This is a genomic window from Candidatus Defluviibacterium haderslevense, from assembly GCA_016712225.1.
GTDB classification, from domain to species: Bacteria; Bacteroidota; Bacteroidia; order Chitinophagales; family Saprospiraceae; genus Vicinibacter; species Vicinibacter haderslevensis.
Genome location: JADJRL010000003.1, coordinates 4064080 through 4078869 on the forward strand (window position 1 = coordinate 4064080; position 14790 = coordinate 4078869).

11 protein-coding genes are annotated in these 14790 nt (G+C 33.0%); 3 read left to right on the forward strand and 8 right to left on the reverse strand.

Annotated features, from left to right (window positions below; genetic code table 11):
• Positions 1–59: 59 nt before the first annotated feature.
• The 4 genes from IPK88_16005 to IPK88_16020 all read right to left on the reverse strand — a co-directional run bounded on the left by IPK88_16005 (position 60) and on the right by IPK88_16020 (position 3730).
• Positions 60–1208 carry a beta-lactamase family protein gene (locus tag IPK88_16005; GenBank protein ID MBK8244930.1) on the reverse strand — a complete coding sequence of 383 codons (1149 nt, stop codon included), beginning with the start codon at positions 1206–1208 and terminating at the stop codon, positions 60–62.
• 249 nt (positions 1209–1457) lie between these two features.
• Positions 1458–1961 carry a metallophosphoesterase family protein gene (locus IPK88_16010; GenBank protein ID MBK8244931.1) on the reverse strand — a complete coding sequence of 168 codons (504 nt, stop codon included), beginning with the start codon at positions 1959–1961 and terminating at the stop codon, positions 1458–1460.
• Positions 1958–2926, reverse strand: a complete 969-nt coding sequence (locus IPK88_16015; protein MBK8244932.1) for a zinc-binding dehydrogenase — start codon at positions 2924–2926, stop codon at positions 1958–1960. The genes IPK88_16010 and IPK88_16015 overlap by 4 nt, the downstream gene beginning before the upstream one ends.
• A gap of 60 nt (positions 2927–2986) precedes the next feature.
• Positions 2987–3730, reverse strand: coding sequence for an RNA methyltransferase (locus IPK88_16020; protein MBK8244933.1), 744 nt, complete (start codon positions 3728–3730; stop codon positions 2987–2989).
• A gap of 109 nt (positions 3731–3839) precedes the next feature.
• On the opposite strand from IPK88_16020, the gene IPK88_16025 reads away from it, so the two are divergent.
• Both IPK88_16025 and IPK88_16030 read left to right on the forward strand, forming a co-directional pair.
• Positions 3840–6116 carry a BamA/TamA family outer membrane protein gene (locus tag IPK88_16025; GenBank protein MBK8244934.1) on the forward strand — a complete coding sequence of 759 codons (2277 nt, stop codon included), beginning with the start codon at positions 3840–3842 and terminating at the stop codon, positions 6114–6116.
• 261 nt (positions 6117–6377) lie between these two features.
• Complete coding sequence (locus IPK88_16030; protein MBK8244935.1) at positions 6378–8942, forward strand: dockerin type I repeat-containing protein; 2565 nt, start codon at positions 6378–6380, stop codon at positions 8940–8942.
• Between the two features lie 122 nt (positions 8943–9064).
• On the opposite strand, the gene IPK88_16035 is transcribed toward IPK88_16030, so the two are convergent.
• Entirely contained in the window at positions 9065–9592 is a 528-nt protein-coding gene (locus tag IPK88_16035; protein ID MBK8244936.1) for a TrmH family RNA methyltransferase, read from the reverse strand.
• Positions 9593–9610: 18 nt separating this feature from the next.
• On the opposite strand from IPK88_16035, the gene IPK88_16040 reads away from it, so the two are divergent.
• On the forward strand, positions 9611–11113 hold the full coding sequence (locus tag IPK88_16040) for a hypothetical protein (GenBank protein ID MBK8244937.1): 1503 nt from the start codon (positions 9611–9613) through the stop codon (positions 11111–11113).
• A 17-nt stretch (positions 11114–11130) separates the two neighbouring features.
• Here the strand turns inward: IPK88_16040 and IPK88_16045 are convergent, their stop codons facing one another.
• From IPK88_16045 to IPK88_16055, 3 genes are all read right to left on the reverse strand, one after another.
• Complete coding sequence (locus tag IPK88_16045) at positions 11131–12048, reverse strand: esterase family protein (protein MBK8244938.1); 918 nt, start codon at positions 12046–12048, stop codon at positions 11131–11133.
• Between the two features lie 2 nt (positions 12049–12050).
• The gene (locus IPK88_16050; GenBank protein ID MBK8244939.1) at positions 12051–13670 is read right to left on the reverse strand and encodes a CTP synthase; all 1620 of its coding nucleotides are present in this window, start codon (positions 13668–13670) and stop codon (positions 12051–12053) included.
• 139 nt (positions 13671–13809) lie between these two features.
• The gene (locus tag IPK88_16055) at positions 13810–14721 is read right to left on the reverse strand and encodes a nucleotidyltransferase (GenBank protein ID MBK8244940.1); all 912 of its coding nucleotides are present in this window, start codon (positions 14719–14721) and stop codon (positions 13810–13812) included.
• Positions 14722–14790: the final 69 nt, after the last annotated feature.

Consider the following 14790-nt stretch of genomic DNA (forward strand, 5'->3'; position numbering starts at 1 on the left):
TATAAATATAGCCATAGAATACTAAATAATATAAAACAAATTTATTTACAAAAATATACTTACCTTGGAGTTGAATCATATGGAATAAACCCATGCCACTTCCAAGGTATGCATGTATCAGCTATTATGTTCTCTATAATTTCTTGAAAAATATGCTCTCCATTTTCGCTATTGGTCATAATAATAATGGATATACCCTTCTCAATAAAATTAATATTATAATTTCTCCATGAACCACCATTACCCTCTTTAAAAAATGCTAAACCATATTGGCATTTAAGCAAACCCCAGCCCAATCCATATGATAGGTGTATTGCATCATTTTCTGAATTTGTATCATAAGATATAGGCGGAAATTGACTCTTTGAATGGATGGCAATCTGAGGAGAAAACATTTCTTCATAACTGTCATGGTTAAGTCCTTTATGTTGCATCAAAGATTCAATAAATTTAGAATAATCCGAAATGGTAGTGACCATAGAACCACCTGCTACAGGTTCAGTGCGTTTCCTTTTTAGATCTATTTCTCCATTATTCAAATGTCCCACTGCTACATTATCATCACCAAAGGAGGTATGCCAAATATATCCCGTTCTTGTCATTTCGAAAGGTTTAAAGATTATTTCTTGTGCCAACTCTTCAATATTCTTTTGATGAATTTCTTCGATCACAAGTTGTAATAGTTTGAATCCTTCACCGGAATAGGCATATTTTAATCCTGGAGTAAAGTAAATTTTAATGACACCAAGTGTATCTTGTTCTCCGGTTATTGGGTTAAACCATCTAACATTGGGTAGACCGGTAGTATGACTTAAACACATTCGCGCTGTTATTAACTTCCACCTCTCATCGTTTTTCAAATCAGAAAAATATTCATAATCGGCAATGGGCTTTTTTAAATATTTATACAACGGTATATCTAAATCAAGTGTCTTTTCTTCTACAAGTTTCATAACAAGAAAACCAAAGACTCCCTTACTGAAGGAAGCTCCATAAACTATAGTTGAGGTGTCCAACAAGGCATTATTAGGTTTGTTTTTGTAACCATATGATTTAATGTATACCCTTTTGTTTTGATTCAATATGGCAAGATTTAATCCATGCACATTAGCACTGTCCAATAATCGTTTAACAATTTGGTCAATTTTAAATGTTGAAATATTACTGCCGTCTAATCTTTCTATTTGTTGAATTTGACTCAATGCCATGTTACCTACAAATAAAAGTAAAAGTAAAAAAATGCATTTCATAAATAGGCTTGTTGATTAAAATCGCAAGATAGATTCAAATAAATATAACATACATTTTATATCATTAAATACTTTTCATTCTACCAATTGGTCCACCAAATTTAAACATTTTTAATGATTAAACGATTATCTTGATCGCACATTGGTTTTAAAAAACGAATCAACGTATGATATAAACAATTTAATAGTTTTATGAATAAGATCATATTAGACTTTTATAGATCTTGGACGCTCGATAATTTCCATACCATTTATATCTTTTGCATGAATATTAAATCTCAATAAGGTTCTAACGGTATGAATTCCATGAATCCCGAATGCTCCAGGATTCAAATATAGTAATTGCCATTTGGTGTCGTAAGCGATTTTTAAAATATGAGAATGCCCACAGACTAGAAGTTGTGGTTTGTGTTCCTTAAGCAAAGCTTGGACCTGAGGAGAATAGGTCCCGAATTTACCTGCAATATGAATAATCATTACTTTGACCTCTTCAATATGAAATATTTCGAACTCTGGTATTGATATTCGAATATCTTTATTATCGATATTACCAAATACCATTCTGCAAGGTTTGAATGCTGTTAGCTGATCGACAATGTGTAAGGAACCTACATCACCTGCATGCCAAATTTCGTCACATGTTTTGAAATATTCAAAAATTTTATCATCCAAATAACTATGCGTGTCTGATAAAATACCAATTTTTATCATTCAGCAATTTTGATTATAATTTTACCAAATTGATCACCTTTTGACATCCGCAATAGTGCCTGATTTACATCTTCAAAAGCATATACAGAATCAACTATCGGAACAATTTTATACGTATTGATAACATCTAACATGTCTCTAAATTCCTGATCACTGCCCATGGTAGAGCCAAATATTGAAATTTGTTTCCAAAATATTTGTTGAGGCATTAAGTTTCCTATTAAACCTTGAGTTCCACCGTAAATACAAATCCTTGCGGCAGGGTTACACACCTTAACTAATTTATTGAAATCTGAGCCTGCAGCTCCATCAACGATGATATCCACTCCATTGCACATTTCCTGGAGTTTTTTATCCCAATCCATTGAAGTATAATTGACCCCGCCTTTAGCTCCTATGCTTAAAGCCTTTTGTATTTTTTCATCACTGGAAGAATTGACATACACTTCGAGTCCAAGTGCGATAGCATATTGTAAGACAAATAACGCTACCCCGCCACCTATTCCTGTAATTAGAATTTTTTCTCCTTTGATCGGTTTTGTCTTAGTAACAAGGGCCCGGAAAGCCGTCAATCCAGCTAAAGGAATGGCGGCTACTTGTTCATCGGTTAGGTGATTTGGTGCTTGGTAAATTGATGAATTTGGGACACAAACAAACTCAGAAAGTGATCCGTTACGGGGTAAGCCCAATATTTCGAATTGCTTGGATTGTACATTTAGATTTTCACCCCAAAAAAAAGCTGGATTGATGACCACCCGATTATTAAGGTGCAACCCGCAGACATCTGAACCTAGTACAATTGGAAATTTAAGCCCAGCATATTGCCCCTTGGTAATCCACAGGTCTCTGTGATTCAAACCTGTTGTTTTAACGGTTATTAGGCTAAAATCCTTTTCTACATTGGGTTTATCAATGTTTCTAATCTCAATCGGTTGATTGATTCCTTCTAAAACCAAAGCTTTCATATATTATAATTGAATCAAAGTTAAGCAAATTGAAGAAATCGAACTTTTACTCCATTGAAATCATATGAAATGGGCCATCAGTATACCTGCAGCAATACCAACATTTAAAGATTCTGCACCCAGTGTTTTAGAAGGGATATTAATCAGTTGATTGCATTGATCTAATACATTAGATGACAGTCCATTAGCTTCATTTCCAAGGCAGATAATTTTTGGGAATTTTAAATCTACTTCTAAGTAAGATATGCCATTTAGTGAAGCGCCTAGAAATTGATGTTCAGCGAAACTTTGTTTTAGGTTTTGGATTTCAATTTCTATGGTTTTAACCCTAACGACACTGGACATGGATGCCTGAATAACTTTGTTATTCAATGGATCTACGCATCCTGGAGATAGATATATGGTACTTATTCCAAACCAATCAGCTGTCCTTATAATCGTACCCATATTTCCTGGATCACGAATTTGATCTAAAAACAAGGAAATTTCAGGATTTGGACTATGAGATGCAGACCAGGAAGGAAATTTCATGATAGCAAGTACCTCTTCTGTAGAACTTAACTTTGAAATTTGTTGGAACTGACTTTCAGTAATTTCTTTGATTATGTCCAAAAATGGTGCTATTTTTGATTGATTTTTCAATATCCAGGATTTGGTAGCCAATAAGTTTACCAAATCATTAGGTTTTGAACGAATCAAATCAAGCACCAACCTAGATCCTTCTGCAACAAACATTTGATCATTATATCTTTGTTGTTTGTCATGAAGGGACTTTATCCACTTTATTTCATTTTTAGAAAGCATAATGATCCATATAGCTAATCAATTCTTGTATATTTTAAGGTTCAAATTTAAGTTAATATTTTCTCTTGGGCTCCTAGGAATATTGTGCTCTTGCAATTCAGTAAAATTTTTGCAAGCTAATGAAGTCCTTTTAGCGGAAAACAAGATTGATTTAAAAGCGTATCAATCATCTGAAGATCGTCTTACGTTAACTCAAGAATTGAGTACATTGTATAAACAAAAACCCAACAGGAATTATTTGTTTTTTATTGACCGGGAATGGTTTTATTACTATTTAAATGCTCGAAAAAATAAAAAAATTTGGCTTCGAAAAACGTTACAAAAACAATCTGAACCACCAGCAATATTGGACACTTTGCTCATACAAGCCACAGAGAAAAATATGTATAACTACTTATTTAATAAAGGCTATTTTAATGTTAAAGTATCTAATACTGTTAAAACCAAGAAAAAAAGAGCTAATGTTCAGTATTTGGTAGAACCTAAAAACAGGTATTATGTAAAATCTTTGGTAGTTGGTGCGGATGACACAAGTTTGCTATCCTTAGTTCAAAGTACCATCGATCAATCATTACTAAAACCAGGATCACCTTTAGATTTTAATGTTTTTCAAAGTGAAAAATCAAGAATTTCCGAATTGTTATTAAATCATGGTTATGCAGAATTCAATCCTGTGTATATCCAAAATTTAGACATTGATACAATGGGAAATTTTGCAGATGTTAACTTAAATATTATTAATCCTGAAAACAAAACGGAACACAAAAAATACACGATCCAAAATATTCAAATACTAAATGATTATTATCCCGTAAATTATGAGGCCATTAATGCAACTTTGTATGACTCTATATTATTTTTAGATCGTAATAGTCCTTTTTACATTAGAAATAGTGTAATAGCCAAAAGAATTGGAGCTAGACCCGGTAAGCTTTACAATAAATCAAATATAGAAGAGTCTTATGCCAAAATTGCGAAATTGGGATTTTTTAAATTTATTAATATTGAGTCAAAAGTTGACAGTACAGACCCAAGTAAATTAAACCAATCCGTTTATCTCACACCTCATAAACTTTGGGTTTTTGATTATGGTACTGATGTAAGTTACACTACTTTAAAAACTACAGGTCAAAACCTATTTGGAATATCTGGTTTTATCAATTTAAAAAACAGAAATATTTTTCATGGTGCAGAAAATTTTGATACTAAATTGGAAGCTGGAACAGAAATTAGTTTTTTAAATATCAATCGATTCAATTCTGTCAATTTTAGTTATTCGAATGAATTAACCTTACCCGATTTTTTAGAAGTCACGCGTACCTATAAATGGAGTAGATTTCTTTTAAAACCATGGGTTAAAATGCCTTTAGAACCAGAAACTAAAACTGCCTTTAGCATTGGATTTGATTATGTCAATTTAACTTCTTTATATTCTTACAATTCCCTTAATTCAAAAATCTCATATGACTTTAATATCAATAGAAGAAAGCGAATTACGATGAATACTTTTATTGTCAGCTATTATATTCCTAAAGTATTTGCTGCATTTGATTCAATTATTTCAAAAAATCAATTTCTTCAAAAAAGTTTTGTTGGGCAAAGACTTTTTACCTCATTTTTTTTAGGCGATCTGAGATATTATTACCAAAGTAAAAAGAGTCCGAGATATAATACAACTTTTATCGGCAGCATTGAGACCAGTGGATTGGAAGTAAGTTTAATTAAATCTATATCTAATCTTTTTAAGAAAAACGCACCAATTGATACAGAGTCGAAATTGGAGTTTTCAAGGTTTATCAAACTGGAAGGTGATCAACGATGGTATTATTCATTGAAAGGTGGTGCGTCCATTAATGGAAGATTTAATGCAGGAGTTGTTTTTCCATATGGCAATAGTAAAACGACACCCTATATTAAACAATTCTATCTTGGAGGACCGCAAAGTCTAAGAGCCTGGGGAATCCGAGAACCAGGCCCAGGAGCAGATCCAATTTCTAGAACAGTTGACCAGACAGGTACCTATTATTCAGCCGGAGATGTAAAAGTAGAAGCGAACATTGAATTTAGATTTGATTTGGTTTGGATATTTAAAGGGGCTTTTTTTGTGGACGCCGGAAATATCTGGTTGCTTCCTCATAAAAACCAGGATTCAGAATTGGGGACTTTGAGCAAATATGCCTACAAACAAATTGCCGTGGGTTCGGGATTCGGGCTAAGAATGGATTTATCTTACTTTCTCTTTAGAATTGATATAGGCTTTAAACTTCGCAACCCATATCCAGATGAAAACGGTAATTATGGATTGTACTATCCTACAAATCCAGTAAGCATTAAAGGGCTTTGGAAAGATAAAAACATCCATCTTGCATTGAATTATCCTTTTTAGTGTGCCCAAGTTGGATTTAGGAATCATTTAAAACATGTATTCAATTCCATTATCACATTAATCAATCGATAAATTGAAGATTGGGATATCACTGGATTTGTATTCTAATTCAATTTTTTTTGGAGATGTATGGTAGGATTTTTTAAAAAATATTTATAAATAATACATTACATATTACAAATATTCATATATTTGTGCTCGACTACTACACAAAAGAAATTCCCAAACGCAGTTATTGTTTAATTTTTAAAACAACTGCACATGAAAACTACGTTTACCGCTCTTCAAAGGGCTTACTTTGCTATTGTATTGTTTTTAAGCATTACTTTTACCTTACACGCTACTGTATTGAGTTACAATTTGGAGTGCCCTCCTTCTGTAACTGTATATTGTAACGATGATTTGTCAGATCTTGACAAATGGGGTAAGGCTTGGGTGTGGGAAAATTATATTAAAAAGTATACCCTCGCACCTAAATCGGTAATTTATAATACCAATTCCTGTGGTATTGGCACCATTACACGAACGTGGGAATATGAAGATCCTCATTGGATCATGCATACTTGTACCCAGACCATCAAAGTTATATCCAACGGATTACCTTTTAGTCTTGCCGATATTAATTGGCCTCTTTCGCTTGAACTGGAAGGTTGTAATCCTAATGCGGATCCAAGTCTTTTACCAAAGTATTACAATGTGCCTACTTTTAATAAGAAGTCTTGTAGCCAACCTATGTATTCATATAAAGATATGAAGTTTACTGTTGGAGATGGCTGCATGAAGATTCTGAGAGACTGGAAAGTCATCGATTGGTGCCAATATGTTCCAAATGCTAAACCACAGTTAGGTGTTTGGACTTATACACAGGTCATCAAATTAGTCTTAAAAGACTCGACCGCAAAATTAAATTGTCCCAAAGACACTATTGTTGATGCAAATCAGGATTGTAAAGGAGCTTTTGTTAAATTGGATTCAGCTACAGCCTTTTCAAAATGTGGTGCCATTTATAAAATTACAAATACATCCCCATACGCTAAATCTAGCGGAGCAAATGCTTCTGGTACTTACCCATTGGGAACAACTCAATTTTATTTTATAGCAGAATATGGTTGTGGCAAAGAATTAAAATGTTTAGTTACTGTTACAGTAAAAAACAAGATCCCTCCTACCCCATATTGTTTAACTGGTGTTATCGTTGCTTTAATGCCCATTGATACCAATCGCGATGGGACTGTAGATGTTGGGATGATTGAAGTATGGGCAAAAGATGTTGATCATGGATCATATCATCCTTGTGGATACAAAAACCTTAGATTTTCATTTTCAAAAGATGTGAATGATCGATCGAGAATATTTACTTGTGATCAACTCGGGAAAAATGATATTGAAATGTGGGTAACAGATAGCTTTGGCAATCAATCGTTTTGTAGAACAATGATTGAAATTCAAAACAATAATGCCAGAATCCCAAATTGTAAAAGAAAAGATAGTATAACAACAAACCCAAGTTCATTATCTGTCAATGGTACTATACACCGGGAAAATTTAGAATTTATCGAAGAAGTCAAATTACAGTTGGCTGACATGAGTTCATTTACAGTGGTAACGAAGAGAGATACTGTCTTTAAAATTAAATATGATACACTGAAAGTCCCAAGTGGCACCGTTTATTATATTCAGAAAAAAGATACTTTAATTTCAGTCAGATATGACACCATTCATCAACCCATATATGATGAAAAGATGAATAGGTCTGATGGTTCTTATGCTTTTTTAGATTTGAAAAAAAATCGACCTTATATTCTCCAACCCAGCAAAACAAATCAATCTTTTCAAGGTATTGATATCAATGATGTTATTGTGTTGCTTCGATATATTATGGGCGTAGAAAAATGGAATTCACCTTATAAGAGAATTGCTGCTGATATCAACGGTGATGGAATCATTTCCAATGCTGATTTTGATTTATTATATAGTGTGGTGAATGGATCAAATACCATAAACGCCATTCCTAAACTTTGGCGCTTTGTACCGAAATCATATATCTTTCCCGATCCAATCAATCCTTCAAAACCCGCATATCCGGAATCAGTTGCTCTATCATCCATGAATCAATCCATGAATAATCTTGATTTTATTGCAATACGCATAGGAGAATTGGATGGGTCCAAAACTTATAAAAATTTCAATTCAGAAACTGTTGTTTCTAGAAATCTATCTACAGCAATTGCTTATGTAACAGATCAAAAGCTTTTAAATGACAAGACTTATAACATACCTATTACATTTGAGAAACCTATATCAGGTGGAACCTTTAAGTCGAATTCAAATTTTGAGCTATTGGAAATATCGGATCCTTATCAAAGTTATCCAGTAAGGGATGGAATTATTTATTTTAATAAATCGAATCAATCAACAACACAAATTGTAATTAAAATCAAAGCACTACAAACGATTGATTTATCCGTAATCTTAAAAGATATTAACGCAACTATAATACATGCTCAAAATCAAGAAATTGTAAAATTTGTTGTTATGTCAAATAAAACTATTGGGCATCTTGACTTATTACGGGTTTATCCAAATCCAATTAAACATGAAAAACTACGTTTTGATTTTAATTTACCAATAGCCTCAGATGTTATTTTAGAGTTTTCAAATCTTCAAGGCCTAGAAATGTATCGCACTATAAAACATTTTGAAAGTGGACTACAATCATGGGAGATAGATCCACAAAAAATAGGTAACATTCATGCTGGAATGATATTTTTTAAAATTTCAGATGGTTCCTATTTTGATACAGGCAAATTGTTTTTAGAGGAATAGAATATTAAAACTACGATGTAAGGCTAGTATCTTCAAGGCGGATGCTAGCCTTTTTTTTTAAGTTTAATATAATGATTAAATTCGACAACAAGTCCATCTTTGGTCAATCCATTTATTCGATTTCACAAAAATCGCTTAGCAAAGTGCCAGGTAACAATTCCTGCCGCTACACTAACATTGATGGAATGCTTGGTTCCTCTTTGTGGAATTTCAATGCAATAATCTACACATTGCAATACGGATTCAGAGATCCCATTAACTTCATTTCCAAAAATGAGAATATACGCTTTATCTATTTCAACTTCAAAGTGATTTAATGATATGCTATCCGAAGTTTGTTCAATACCAATAATGATGTAGCCCTGCAATTTCATGTTCATTAAAAATTCTTCTAATCTTTCAAAATGACACCAGGCAACCGTTTCAGATGCGCCAATAGCTGTTTTTTGAATTTCAGGATGTGGTGGTTGGACTGTATAACCTCCAAGAATGATTTGTTCAATGCCAAAAGCGTCGCCTATTCTAAATAATGAACCTACATTATGTCCAGAACGAATTTGGTCTGCTGCCAAAATTAATGGTATTTTTGGAGCTATTTTGAAAGCATCAGGACTTAACCTATTCAATTCTTGAAGCGATAATTTTTTCATAATAGCTATATATATAGAATGATCACAAAAGTAAAATTATTAGACCATTTGAAGATAGTATTCTTAATCTATCCATTGGTATTATTATATTGGAATTATATAGGAGACGGCAATGATTTAATAGAAATATTGCCAACACTCAAGCAATGGAACCAACCAGAGCTCTATCCCAAAGATTTTTTTTTGAATTATATCAAATCCATTCCTTTACATGAACGCACAGTCAGCCTATTATTTTTGTCTAGTTTAGGTGCAAAAACACCCTGGATAATGTTCCTCATTCATGCATTATTTACTTGTTTTTTGATCATCGGTGTCTATAACGTAGTAAAATTATTTATTTCCCATAATTGGATTGTAGTTTGGGTTTTAATAGCACTATTTTTTGTGTGCCCTTATACTTCTGTAGGTAATAATGAGATTTACTACAATATGCCAGTAGCATCCCTATTTGCAAAGACTTTTGGTGTTTGGGCTATTTATTTTCTACTAAGCAATCAATTTTATTGGTTTGCCATTTGTCTAATTGCATCTAGTTATTTCCATCCTATTGTAGGTTTGCAATTAAGTATTTTGTGGTTTGGTTCAAAACTTATTCATCATCTAAAAACTAAATCGAAAGCAAAGATTATTTATAAATCCTTTTTACTTTATTCGATAGTCACCTTTCCATTTTATCTAATCCTACTTTATTACACCCAAGCTCCCCATGCGCATGATCATTTTTTATTTGATATACTCGAATTTAGAATTGGTCACCATTTTTTAATTGAATATTGTGGTATATTAGACATATTGATTTATATTGTTTTAGTTGCTTTTGGTTTGTGGTATTGGAATCCTAAACATAAAGTCCTATTTTATTTTTATCTATTACAAGGAATTTTATTAATCTTATATTGTATAGGAACCACTGTATTTCATTCGGAATTCATACTTAAATTTCAATGGTTAAAATCTACTATTTGGATTGAATGGTTTTCACTAATTTCAATAGGAGCATGGATTGAAAATTACTATTCAAAAAAACATTACTTCCGTTTTTTACCTGGATTAACTGTAGGATTATACAGTATTATTATTATCATGGCATTTTTTAAATTCAACGCTAATAATCCAAGAATAACTGAAGAGAGACTTTTAGGATTATGGGCCAAAGAACATACTCCAATAGATGCATTGTTTGTAGTTCCGCCGGATTTTACCTATTTTAAAACGAATTCAGAAAGAAGCGGTTGGGTTGATTTCAAAGCTATAGCACATCACCCGCAATATTTATTTCCTTGGTATGACCGAATTCATCGAATTTATAATATTGATTTATCGGATCGAAGGAATCATATCGATTTACAAAATAAAGCCAATAATCAATTTAAAAAAATATCCGATGAAACATTATTGTATTTAAATAAAAATCAAATGGTTGATTTTATTATTTTACCTATTGATGCAGATTGGCATACAGAAGTGTTAGAAGTCGTGTATTCAACAAAGAATTATCGTATATTCAGGTTTATCTAATATATCAGACCCTTTAATTATTTCAAGAGGAATTCCAATGGGATATCGAGTCTCTTCCTCCAATCCAATTCACTATGACTAGCCTTAGGAAAAACAAGAGACTTATAATTCACAGAATCTTTATGATATAATTCGAACATCTGATCAATCTGTTTTTGATATGGGGCATACCACGAATCCAGATTTTCTGTACCATGATCGAAATAAATTTTTTTATCTTTAAGTATGGGCATTTTTTCAGGTACATATTGCATCATACCCTTAAAAAAATGTTTATTGTCGAACATGACACTTAACGGCCAATGTGTGGACATGCACATGGCACCTCCAAACACGTCAGGATATTCCATTAATGCATAAAACGAAATAAGTCCACCCATGCTTGCACCACCAATAAATGTATTTTGAACACTTGACAGTGTTCTATATGTACTGTCAATATAGGGTTTCAATTCAAATACAATAAATTTTAAGTATTCATCTGATAATGGCTTGCCATTATATTCTCTTCTTATTCTTCTTTTATACTTTTTATCAAGTATTTCAAAAGGTTTAGTCGGATTGTATTCGCGATAACGATAATCAGTATTCCAAATTCCCACCACGATACATTCCTTAATTTTTTTTTCAGAAACAAGACGATTCAATGCCTGATCACAACTCAATGGATTGGAATGATAGGATACATTTGGGTCAAATAAGTTTTGGCCGTCTTGCATATAAATCACAGGATACTTTTGATCTACATTACCATTATAAGATTGGGGTAGCCATATGTCTAAATTCCTTTCAGTTACAAATTGAGATGGAAAATTTATATAGCGCGTTAGATGAACCGGATCTTTGATTTGTAAGATTTCCTGGGCACTGGTTTTATGTTTAAATCCTAGTGCTACAAGAATTCCGGATAGTATAACTTTCCAACGCTTAGTCACTACTATTTATTAGCATTTTTATGTTTGTAGATGATACATGCTTTGGTAAAATCAACAAAGAGCGGATGCGGATTTTCAACCGTACTCTTTAATTCAGGATGAAATTGAACTCCAACAAACCATGGATGCTTAGGCAGTTCTACAATTTCTACTAAATTCTTTTCAACATTCATTCCAGAAACAACCATGCCTTTTTCTTGCATTCGAGTCAGATATTCATTATTAAATTCATACCGATGACGATGCCGCTCTGATATAACCTGTTTGCCATAAGCTTTATAGGCCAATGTATGTTCTTTTAAATCACATGCATAGGCTCCTAATCTCATAGTTCCTCCTTTGTTTTTTATTTTCTTCTGATCAGGCATCATATCAATAACCGGATAAGGTGTTTTAGGATTGACCTCATAAGATGACGCCTCTTTTAATTTGAGTACATTTCTTGCAAATTCGACAACCGCGCACTGCATTCCTAAACAAATCCCAAAAAAAGGTATGTTATTTTCTCTTGCGTATCTAATTGCTTGAATTTTACCTTCAATGCCTCGTTCACCAAATCCAGGTGCAACTAATAAACCATCAAGTTCTTTAAATAATTTGCTCACATCTTTTTCATCCTCTACATCTTCAGAATGTATAGCAACAACTTCTATTTTACATTCATTGGCAGCACCTGCATGTACAAAAGATTCATATATAGATTTATAAGCGTCTTGTAATTCATTGTATTTGCCTATAAGTCCTATTCTAACCTCTTCACTTGGATTTTTTAAATGACCTAGAAATACTTTCCATGATTTAAGATCGGGTTCGTTTTTGGACTTCAGATTGAGTTTTTCCATTACCCTTAAATCCAATCTTTCTTTGAGCATCAACAATGGAACATCGTAAATGGTCTCAGCATCAATAGCTTCAATGACCTGTTCCTGTCTTAAATTGCAAAACAAGGCAAGTTTAGATCTAATTTCGTCTCCTATCGGTTTTTCTGTTCTACATACCAGAACATCTGGTTGAATTCCTGCTTCTTGAAGTTCTTTTACAGAATGTTGCGTTGGCTTCGTTTTTAACTCTTTTGCTGCCGACAGATAAGGAATTAAGGTAAGATGCACTACAGCACAGTTTTCAGGCCCTTTCTCCATTTTATATTGCCTCAATGCCTCAAGGTAAGGCAATGACTCAATATCGCCCACAGTGCCTCCTAATTCAGTAATAATGATATCAAACTGATCTGTTGCCAATAATGATATTCTTCTTTTTATTTCATCTGTAATGTGAGGGATGACTTGGACCGTTTTTCCTAGATAGTCCCCCGCCCTCTCTTTATTAATAACTGTTTGGTAAATTCTACCCGTCGTAACATTATTGGCTTGAGAAGTTGGAATATTCAAAAAACGTTCGTAATGCCCTAAATCTAAATCGGTCTCTGCTCCATCATCAGTTACAAAGCATTCCCCGTGTTCATATGGATTTAAGGTACCGGGATCGATATTGATGTAAGGATCAAATTTTTGGATGGTAACTCTATAACCTCTTGCTTGAAGTAATTTGGCCAATGAGGCGCCAACGATTCCTTTTCCTAATGAAGATGTTACGCCACCCGTAACGAAAATATATTTTGCCATTGATTAACTTAGTATTGCTACGGGACACAAAGGTAAGTTAATAATTTACTACTAACACTATAAACTAAATTTAAAAGTCAATCTGTCTAAAAATCTTGGTTAATAACAAATTCAAAAAGGGCAAATTATTGATTATATATTAATTAAGTTGTTCAGGGTAGTAATTTGATGCAATCATTTGGCGAAATGCTTCCTGTACCATGGGTTTGTCTTCCTGATAAGTTACTCCAAACCATTTTGATGGCGATTTCAAAACACCAACCTTGAGTTCACCCCGATCCATTAATTCTTGAATTAATTCGGGAATATAAAATTCAGCATTTTCTTCAAAGATTCGGTCTGATAGAAATTTTATAAAATAGTCTTCTGCCCACTGAAAATAATTCGGATGAAAGCCCCACATATTCATTGATACTGGTGTATCTGGCGATAATTGGATGACTTTATCATATTCTGAATAAAAGATTTCATTTTGATCATTAATACTAATGCCTTTGCATTCTTTTATAAATTTTAAAAAACCATCTTCATCAACAGTACAAACACCTCGATTTACTTTTCCAAAGTCAGACAGGGTATTCTTCAATAAATAGGCTATAACTACATAAACAGATTCGCCTGCTGAACTACTAATCAAAAAATCATAAAGTGACTTTAATGCTTCACGCCCATAATAATCGTCCGCGTTAATTACACCAAATGGCTCATCAATTACATCTTTTGCAACCCAAACAGCATGCCCTGTTCCCCAAGGTTTGGCACGATCTGCAGGAACTTGAAATGGCTCTGGAATGTTGTCTAATTCCTGACATACATAATTCATTTCAATTTTACCCAACCATCTTTGTTCCATTCGTTCCTTAAATTCATCTTGAAATGAAGACCTAATGACAAACACAATTTTGGTAAATCCAGCTTGAATAGCATCATAGATTGAATAATCAATAATGGTTTCGCCATTAGGTCCAAAAGCATCCATTTGCTTTAACGCCCCGTAACGACTCCCCATTCCTGCAGCTAAAATTAATAAACTTGCTTTGTGTGTCTCCATAATATTGAATTAGGTTGCAAAAATAAAAAACCTCAGCATATAATTGCTGAGGTATATGTGAACTGAATT

Coding starts and splice junctions, on each gene's coding strand:
- IPK88_16030 (MBK8244935.1), top strand. CDS start 6,378: ATGAAAACTACGTTTACCGCTCTTCAAAGGGCTTACTTTGCTATTGTA.
- IPK88_16055 (MBK8244940.1), bottom strand. CDS start 14,721: ATGGAGACACACAAAGCAAGTTTATTAATTTTAGCTGCAGGAATGGGG.
- IPK88_16040 (MBK8244937.1), top strand. CDS start 9,611: ATGATCACAAAAGTAAAATTATTAGACCATTTGAAGATAGTATTCTTA.
- IPK88_16020 (MBK8244933.1), bottom strand. CDS start 3,730: ATGCTTTCTAAAAATGAAATAAAGTGGATAAAGTCCCTTCATGACAAA.
- IPK88_16005 (MBK8244930.1), bottom strand. CDS start 1,208: ATGGCATTGAGTCAAATTCAACAAATAGAAAGATTAGACGGCAGTAAT.
- IPK88_16010 (MBK8244931.1), bottom strand. CDS start 1,961: ATGATAAAAATTGGTATTTTATCAGACACGCATAGTTATTTGGATGAT.
- IPK88_16015 (MBK8244932.1), bottom strand. CDS start 2,926: ATGAAAGCTTTGGTTTTAGAAGGAATCAATCAACCGATTGAGATTAGA.
- IPK88_16035 (MBK8244936.1), bottom strand. CDS start 9,592: ATGAAAAAATTATCGCTTCAAGAATTGAATAGGTTAAGTCCTGATGCT.
- IPK88_16050 (MBK8244939.1), bottom strand. CDS start 13,670: ATGGCAAAATATATTTTCGTTACGGGTGGCGTAACATCTTCATTAGGA.